The 8050-nt window shown below is 41.1% G+C and carries 6 protein-coding genes; 4 read left to right on the top strand and 2 right to left on the bottom strand.

Annotated features, from left to right (window positions below):
• Together CSD97_RS18360 and CSD97_RS18355 are read left to right on the top strand one after the other, a co-directional pair.
• Positions 1–279 (top strand): transposase (locus CSD97_RS18360; RefSeq protein WP_143272447.1); only part of this gene is annotated, 279 nt, incomplete at its 5' end.
• A gap of 47 nt (positions 280–326) precedes the next feature.
• A complete protein-coding gene (locus CSD97_RS18355; protein ID WP_244284061.1) occupies positions 327–917 on the top strand; it encodes an AraC family transcriptional regulator in 591 nt (196 codons plus the stop codon).
• A 38-nt stretch (positions 918–955) separates the two neighbouring features.
• Here CSD97_RS18355 and CSD97_RS18350 read toward each other — a convergent pair whose 3' ends face one another.
• A complete protein-coding gene (locus CSD97_RS18350) occupies positions 956–2869 on the bottom strand; it encodes an LruC domain-containing protein (protein ID WP_005831574.1) in 1914 nt (637 codons plus the stop codon).
• 306 nt (positions 2870–3175) lie between these two features.
• On the opposite strand from CSD97_RS18350, the gene CSD97_RS18345 reads away from it, so the two are divergent.
• Positions 3176–4177, top strand: coding sequence for a beta-ketoacyl-ACP synthase III (locus tag CSD97_RS18345; RefSeq protein ID WP_005831570.1), 1002 nt, complete (start codon positions 3176–3178; stop codon positions 4175–4177).
• A gap of 141 nt (positions 4178–4318) precedes the next feature.
• Positions 4319–5821 carry a glutamine synthetase family protein gene (locus CSD97_RS18340; RefSeq protein WP_005832480.1) on the top strand — a complete coding sequence of 501 codons (1503 nt, stop codon included), beginning with the start codon at positions 4319–4321 and terminating at the stop codon, positions 5819–5821.
• Positions 5822–5882: 61 nt separating this feature from the next.
• On the opposite strand, the gene CSD97_RS18335 is transcribed toward CSD97_RS18340, so the two are convergent.
• Positions 5883–7577 (bottom strand): B12-binding domain-containing radical SAM protein, encoded by a 1695-nt coding sequence (locus tag CSD97_RS18335; protein WP_005831566.1) that lies wholly within the window; start codon positions 7575–7577, stop codon positions 5883–5885.
• Positions 7578–8050: the final 473 nt, after the last annotated feature.

The following is an 8050-nucleotide window of genomic DNA, read 5'->3' as shown; positions in this document are numbered from 1 at the left end:
TTCCCAAGACTCTGCAAGATACTTGCTGACGGAGGTTATCAAGGGGATTTGGCTATGTGGACAAAACAAAAGTTCGGATGGGACTTGGAGGTTGTACTCAGACCCAAAGAAAACCCCAGAAAATTCAATGTAGTACCTAAACGATGGATTGTTGAAAGGACTTTCTCATGGTTGGAAAACTATAGAAGGCTCACTATTGATTACGAATTCCTGACGGAAACGGCAGAAGCAATGGTAACGGTGGCATTTATACAAATACTCCTTAAGAGATTTTTCTAAGCATTTCAAAACAAATTCTTAAAATAATAGATGAAATAATCGCTCTTGTGGGGTTACATTTAATTCCCAAATTTGTTAATCTATATCAAGGCCAGGTTGACATAAGATGTGAGGAAAATGATACTGGAGTCTTAATTAATATTATTGTGTCTTTACCAGATAAAAATGAACTGCAGGCTTTGCAAAATCAAGTTGGTATGGACTCACTACAAGCCAAACAGATCTTAGAAGGAATATTAAAATTGGAGAAAATAGATTCATGCAAACCATTGGAAAACAGACAACTGGAATTGAAACGAATTTGGCTTAACAAGCTTGTTTCAGTGTTGGAAGAGCATATGGAAAATACAGAGTTTAATGTTGCTATGCTCTGTCAACTGTTGGGAATGAATCGAAAACTGTTGTATCGAAAGATTAAACAGTTGACGGGGGTTACTCCAGTAAGCCTTATTCGGCGTGTTAGGATGATAAGAGCCGCTACACTTTTATTACAAGGCAGATTCACTGTATCGGAAGTAATGTATATGGTAGGCTATTCCAATCCTTCTTATTTTTCCAGGTGTTTCATGGCAGAATATAATATTTCTCCAAGTCAATATGCAATAATTCAAAAAAAAACAGGTGGAGCGTCCGAATAAGGGGGCACTCCACACATGATTCATTGTCTTTTGTTCTGTTATTTTTTATACCAATCCTTACAGTCATTTCCCATTGATTTTGCCCATGTAGCAAAACCGGGATATTGGCTGTCAATTCTGTTCCTTTCTGTTACCGGGGTAAACCCTAGCATCGGTATATCGATAGCAAATGGATATGCTCCTTTACGGTCGATATAGTAAGCATCATCATTGCTGCCAATCAATGACTGATTGGCATAAGCTGTAGCTTTGTGTTTGGGCAGATGAACCTCTGTGCGATTCTGTTCTCCTTGTGAATATTTTACGATGATGTATGGATTATAGGACAATAGCTGATTCTTTAGGAAAGAACCGTTGAATTCTCTGGTGACTACATATTTATTGCCTATATTCTGTTTGGCATTGGACATTACGATAATGGACGAAGTCTCTTTTTCCAATATTGCACCTTCCGGCAAAGTGATTTTATCGCCAATTTGTGCTGCATCTATCTGATAGGCAAATGCGTTAACATATGTAGCGCCATCATGTACCGGAGTGAATTCGTCAACGATCTTCGTTACTATATTCTTTTTGTCGAAATAGACTTTGCGTTCGTATTCTACAATTACGTCATTCATGTCATAATCGCCACCGGAAGGCCAAATATCTTCGAATGCCAGTGTGCCGGTAACATTTTCATCTTCATCGGGTTTGGGTTCTTCTTTATCACCTTCATCGGGAATAGACGGCCTTTCAGGATCGTCAATAGAACTTCCCGGAGTAGCATCTACATAAAATAAAAGGTCACAGTAGCTTTGATTTACACCATCTTCTGCTCCAAGAATCGTCTTGCCGCTTTTTTGGTCTTTAACAGAGACAAAGGCCGACATGTTGTTTTGGGGATTGGAAGTGCGAAGATTTGAATTGTATGGATTATATAAATCAGGCAATTTAAGATAATCTTCTAAATTATTTCCATAACCGTTCTTAAAACCGTCGGCATAAAGAAACCAGCCTACTGTATATCCTGCTGGGAATGTATCATGGGCTTGGCCGTCTTCATCGAAGTAAAGCAGACGAACTTTATTCCCGGATTCTAAAATCAATATTTGGCCGCCATACCAGTCAAAAGACACATTGGGGAATATAATGTATTTCCTCACTTGGTCTACATCGACGGACGTTCCGGTTTTATAAAAATAATATCCGAAAGTATTGTTATAACTTGCACTTCGATTGAGAAAAATGAGATTCAATGCGGTGTTGTCCTCCTTTATCGAAATATTGATAGTTTTTCCATTACCAAGTAATTTTGAATTGTCTTGTCCTCCTTTATTGAAGAATGTTTTCATCCGGTCTGTCAAATCCAAAATACTTTCATTACCAATATTTTTTTCCTTTGTCATATATTGGCTGTTCAGCTGACCTCCTTCTCCCCAATAGCACAGTGAGTATAGATTTTGGGATTTGTTTACTAAATAAGGTACATCAGACGAAGCGCGAGTGACAGACTTTGTTTTAGGATTTGATTTTGCCGACATGTCAAAAATGACAGCATTGTCTTTAATTTCAAGTTCTATGCATCCCGGCAATCCCCATGTCGCAGTATATAAATAAACTTTATTAAGATAGGTAGGAAGCTGCATTTTTCCCTCATACTTACCGCTGTTGTCGGTATAGGTTTTGAACAAGGCTTCTATACCCTCTTTCTTTATCGGCGTACCTTCCACTGTTTCCATCGGATTTTCACCGTAAATTTCTATCAAAGGAGTAAACCCGTAAATGTCATAGTTGACAGAAAGCCGGACATCACTGCGCATCTCAAAGCCGAAATATTTATCCGGGTCAGGAAGAGGTTCTTTTTCACGATTCGGGTCGTATACGTCTTTCTCCATACAACCTGTCATAAGGCCTGAAAGTGCAAGCACTAAAATGAAAGCCCCAATGCTAATTAAGCGGTTTTGTTTCATAAGATATAAAAATGTTATGTTAATTTTATTTGTATGTATTTTTGATTAGTTACTTGCTCTTTAAATACCCGATACATTTTATTATGCAAATTTAGTCTGTATTGCTCAAACTCATTGATACAAAATTGACAAAAGAATGATAGAAAAAGGACAGTTGATTTTTTTTGTATATCCATGTGATAGTTTGTCGGGAGTGTCTTTTTGTTCTTCCTTTATTGGATTTTACCCTCTTTTCAGTATATTTGCGCTCGGCGTTTTAAGAATATTATCTTTGAGCCGATTCCAATACTAAACTAGATAGAATTAATGGAGAAAATAAATGCAGTAATTACGGGAGTGGGAGGGTATGTTCCTGACTATATTCTGACCAATGAAGAAATATCCAAAATGGTAGATACGACAGATGAGTGGATAATGGGGCGTATCGGTATAAAGGAAAGACGTATCTTGCACGAAGAAGGATTGGGGACTTCGTTTATGGCCCGTAAAGCTGTAAAACAATTAATGCAACGTACAAAATCTAATCCTGATGATATTGATTTGGTGATTGTGGCCACTACAACGGCCGATTATCATTTTCCTTCAACAGCATCCATATTATGTGAGAGAGTAAAGCTTAAGAATGCTTTTGCTTTTGATATGCAGGCTGTTTGTAGTGGCTTTTTGTATGCATTGGAAACTGGAGCCAATTTTATCCGTTCGGGAAAATACAAGAAGGTCATTGTAGTAGGGGCTGATAAAATGTCGTCGGTGATTGATTATACCGATCGTGCCACTTGTCCGATTTTTGGTGACGGTGCTGCCGCTTTCATGCTGGAACCCACCCGGGAAGATATGGGAGTAATGGATGCCGTATTGAGAACAGACGGGAAAGGTCTGCCCTTTTTACATATCAAAGCAGGAGGTTCCGTATGTGCTCCATCTTACTATACACTGGACAATCGGATGCATTATATTTATCAGGAAGGACGTACAGTCTTTAAATATGCTGTGGCCAATATGGCGGATGCTTGTGAGGCGGTCATGGAGAGGAATCACTTGACGAAGGAGGACATTGACTGGGTGATTCCCCATCAGGCAAACATGCGTATAATTACTGCAGTTTCGCAACGCTTGGGAGTATCTCCCGAAAAGGTAATGGTCAATATAGAACGGTATGGAAATACAAGTGCCGGCACGCTTCCGTTGTGTGTATGGGATTTCGAGGATAAGCTTAAAAAGGGGGATAAACTGATTTTTACAGCATTCGGAGCAGGATTTGCCTGGGGAGCTATTTACGTGAAGTGGGGATACGACGGAAAAGGTTGAGGCTCACTGATAAGATTTAGGTTGTTTGTTTTTTTTCTGATACAACTTTTAGTATCTTTGCGAAACAGCAGTTTTTTATTGTGACAGAAAATTGCATGTGTTTTGTTAACCATATAGAAAACTAAAAACAATCAGCGTATTATGAACCAGGAATTATCCATGAGCCCCAATCTATTGGTGGCTGCCCTTCAAAAACCGGCTTCCGAATTTACGAAAGCAGACATTGTTTCCTATATAAAGGAGAACGACATTCGTATGGTGAACTTCATGTATCCTGCGGCAGACGGGAGACTGAAGACACTGAACTTTGTCATCAATAATGAAGCATACCTTGATGCCATACTTACATGTGGTGAACGCGTAGATGGTTCCAGCTTGTTTCCGTTTATAGAGGCCGGTAGCAGTGATTTGTATGTAGTGCCGCGTTTCCGGACCGCTTTTATAGACCCTTTTTCTGAATTGCCCACACTGTCAATGCTCTGTTCTTATTTCAATAAGGATGGTGAACCGCTGGAAAGTTCTCCGGAATATACCCTGCGTAAGGCATGTCAGGCATTCACTACGGTTACGGGGATGGAATTTCAGGCTATGGGAGAATTGGAATATTATGTCATTTCTGAAAATGACGGATTGTTCCCGGCTACCGACCAGCGTGGTTATCACGAATCGGCCCCTTATGCCAAGTTCAATGATTTCCGTACGGAATGTATGTCATATATTGCGCAGGCAGGCGGACAGATAAAGTATGGGCATTCTGAAGTCGGTAATTTTACGCTGGACGATAAGATTTATGAGCAGAATGAAATAGAATTCCTGCCGGTGCGTGCCGAGGAGGCTGCTGACCAACTGGTGATAGCAAAATGGGTTATTCGTAATCTGGCTAGCCAGTATGGATATAACATTACTTTTGCACCGAAAATCACGGCAGGAAAAGCCGGTTCCGGATTACATATACATATGCGTATCATGAAGGACGGGCAGAACCAGATGCTGAAAGATGGGGCACTTTCTGAAACAGCCCGTAAGGCCATTGCGGGCATGATGAAGCTGGCTTCTTCCATTACAGCTTTCGGTAATACAAATCCTACTTCCTATTTTCGTCTGGTTCCTCATCAGGAAGCACCGACCAACATTTGCTGGGGCGACCGCAACCGTTCGGTATTGGTACGCGTTCCGTTGGGCTGGTCGGCAAAAACGGATATGTGCATGTTGGCAAATCCGTTGGAGACCCCAAGTCATTATGATACTACACAGAAACAGACGGTGGAAATGCGTTCGCCTGACGGTTCGGCCGATTTGTATCAATTGATTGCCGGACTTGCTGTAGCTTGCCGTTATGGATTTGAGATAGACGATGCTTTAGGAATTGCAGAAAAAACATATGTCAATGTAAATATCCACAAGAAAGAAAATGAAGATAAGTTGAAACAACTGGAACAGCTTCCTGACAGTTGTGCCGCTTCTGCCGATTGTTTGGAAAGACAGCGTGCTGTCTTTGAGCAATATCATGTGTTCAGTCCTGCAATGGTTGATGGGGTTATTTCCAAACTGCGTTCTTACGAGGATAGAACCTTGCGTGCAGAGATACAAGACAGTCCGGAGGAGATGCTGAAACTGGTCGAGAAGTATTTCCACTGCGGATAGGAGAAGAAATGAGGGCATAACTCGCCGCAGGTTACACAGATTGCTATAGAATTTCTGATAATCAAGAACTTTTATCTGTGTTAATCTGCGGTGATTGTGTATTTTGATACCTCTCCATTATTCCTTTGGCTTTGAATACTGGTTCTGCTTTTTGTATTTCCGATTCGAAGCCGAACCAATAACCATTTTGGGTATTGTCGTCAATGGGTAGAAAACATAAGCGGAGGCTTTCTTTGTAGTTTCCATAGATGACTTCCCAATATTCCGGTGGCATCTGGCGCTTGGTCTTGACTTTCTCTGCTGGTTTTTTCTTTAATGACATGCCTGCCTCTATCCAGGCAATGGTGACCATGATTTTATAGGCCGGATAATGCATACTGCAGAATTCATAGAGTACGAGGCCTCGCTTTTCCAGGCTCATGGGCTGGTCTATAAGATTTTTATCGATTAAAAATTCCAGAAAGCGACGTAGGAAGTCGTTGTCATCCAGAATCAGCTTGCGGGTGATGGCTTGCCAAGCAGTTGTGTTATAGAATCCATCCAGAAGACGTGACAGTTGCCGGGCTGTTTGAAGCTCGTTGACACTGATTTCATTTGTTTGAAGCACTTCATAAGGGGGGAGAGGAGAATATCGGATGCCTAGTTCTTCCGCTCTTCTTCTCATTTCTGTGCCGGGAAGTAACTTCAGGGATTCAAGCTGTATCTCGCCGGCATTGTATCCGGCAAGTGTACGCACATCTTCAAATATTTCGGATAGGCGGTATAGAGGCAAGCCGGCAATGAGGTCGGCGTGTGTTTCCATATTGGGTAGGGAACATAGGAAACGAAGACCTTGCAGTGAGTCCTCCAGGCTTCCCATCCGACGGCTTTTCTGGAGGACCGGTTCGCGCAGGCTTTGAATACCGGCCTCGAGATGGAGCAATCCTTTAGGTAGCTTTTTCAATTCATTTTTCAGCTCTTCGGATAATAGTGCAGGGTGTATTTCTAAGTGAAAGCATATGTCCGGGTTGAATTCCAGGAAAAGTTGCAGTAATTCTTTAGCACGGCGCGGATTATAATTAAAGGTCCGGTCGAGGACGCGTACGTTTTTTATTCCATGACTGTGGATAATTTGAAGGCGTTCACGGATACTTTCAATGGACAGTGTGCGCACCGGTTTTTCTTCACCGCTGACGCAGAATGCGCATGTGTTGAAACAGCCTCGGGTAGTCTCCAGTTGTACGAATGGTTTGCTCCAGTTGAAAAAACAGCTGTTTTCCGGTGGTACGAGCCGTGAAAAGTTAAGTACACGGGCTATGCCGTTGTCTATATATTGCTTTTGAGGATTCATATAGCAGAGTCCCGGAATACTGTTCCATTTTTCCGGCTGGTTCCAGCAAGACAGCCATTGGGGGAATGCTTCTTCTCCCTCTCCCCTGAATACACAGTCGATGAAAGGGTTTTTATGCAGAAAGTCTTCATTGTTTCCTAAGAATTCAGGTCCACCCAAGATGAAGCAGCTATTGGGAAGCAATGCTTTTAATCTCGCTGTGATGTGCAACAGTTGTTCGTGGTTGAACAACCATGTCGTTGCGGCAATGATGTCGGGTTGGTGCCGGTATATTTCGTCGACAATCATTCCTACGTTTTCATTGATGGTGGCAGATACGATTTCCCATTTTACGGAATTGTTCTTTGCTATTTGTGCGTGCAGTGCAGGGAGTGCCAACGAAGAGTGTGCATACGAGCTATTGAGGTCTATCCAGAGAATTTTCATATTTGATTGAATTTCATCTTTGCAAAGATAACTGATTTTGCTTTTCGTATAAACAAAAAGGGTTATATTTGCATGTCGGAAATCGAAAATAGTAGAGTTATTGGTATAGAATGTTTTTTGAAAGATGAAATATTCTTTTTGTATTCTTATTTCTATAAGGTGATAACGGGTTGTCTTATCACTGGCTTGATAAAGTAAGGAAGGAAGTACTATTAAGTGTGATTGATACAGAATGCAAAATATCGGAATAAGTTTCCAGCTATTTTGAACATTTTGAGAAAGTAAACTCTTTTGTACAAGGACTGGTTTAGGTAATTGATTCCTTCCTATGATGTAGGGATACTCTGTGAGGAGTATGGGTCAATGTAAAAACCTGAGGGGTAAATTTATAAATTATTATCTTTGTCTCCAAATTCATAGCTTATGGAGTTAAACGGTTATCGCCTTCTTCTTCCTGAAGGCACTTTAGAGTA

It is taken from the genome of Bacteroides sp. AR29 (assembly GCF_900217715.1).
Taxonomy (GTDB): Bacteria; Bacteroidota; Bacteroidia; order Bacteroidales; family Bacteroidaceae; genus Bacteroides; species Bacteroides uniformis.
The sequence above is the reverse complement of the archived record's forward strand: the minus strand, read 5'-3'. Positions and strand labels throughout refer to the sequence as shown.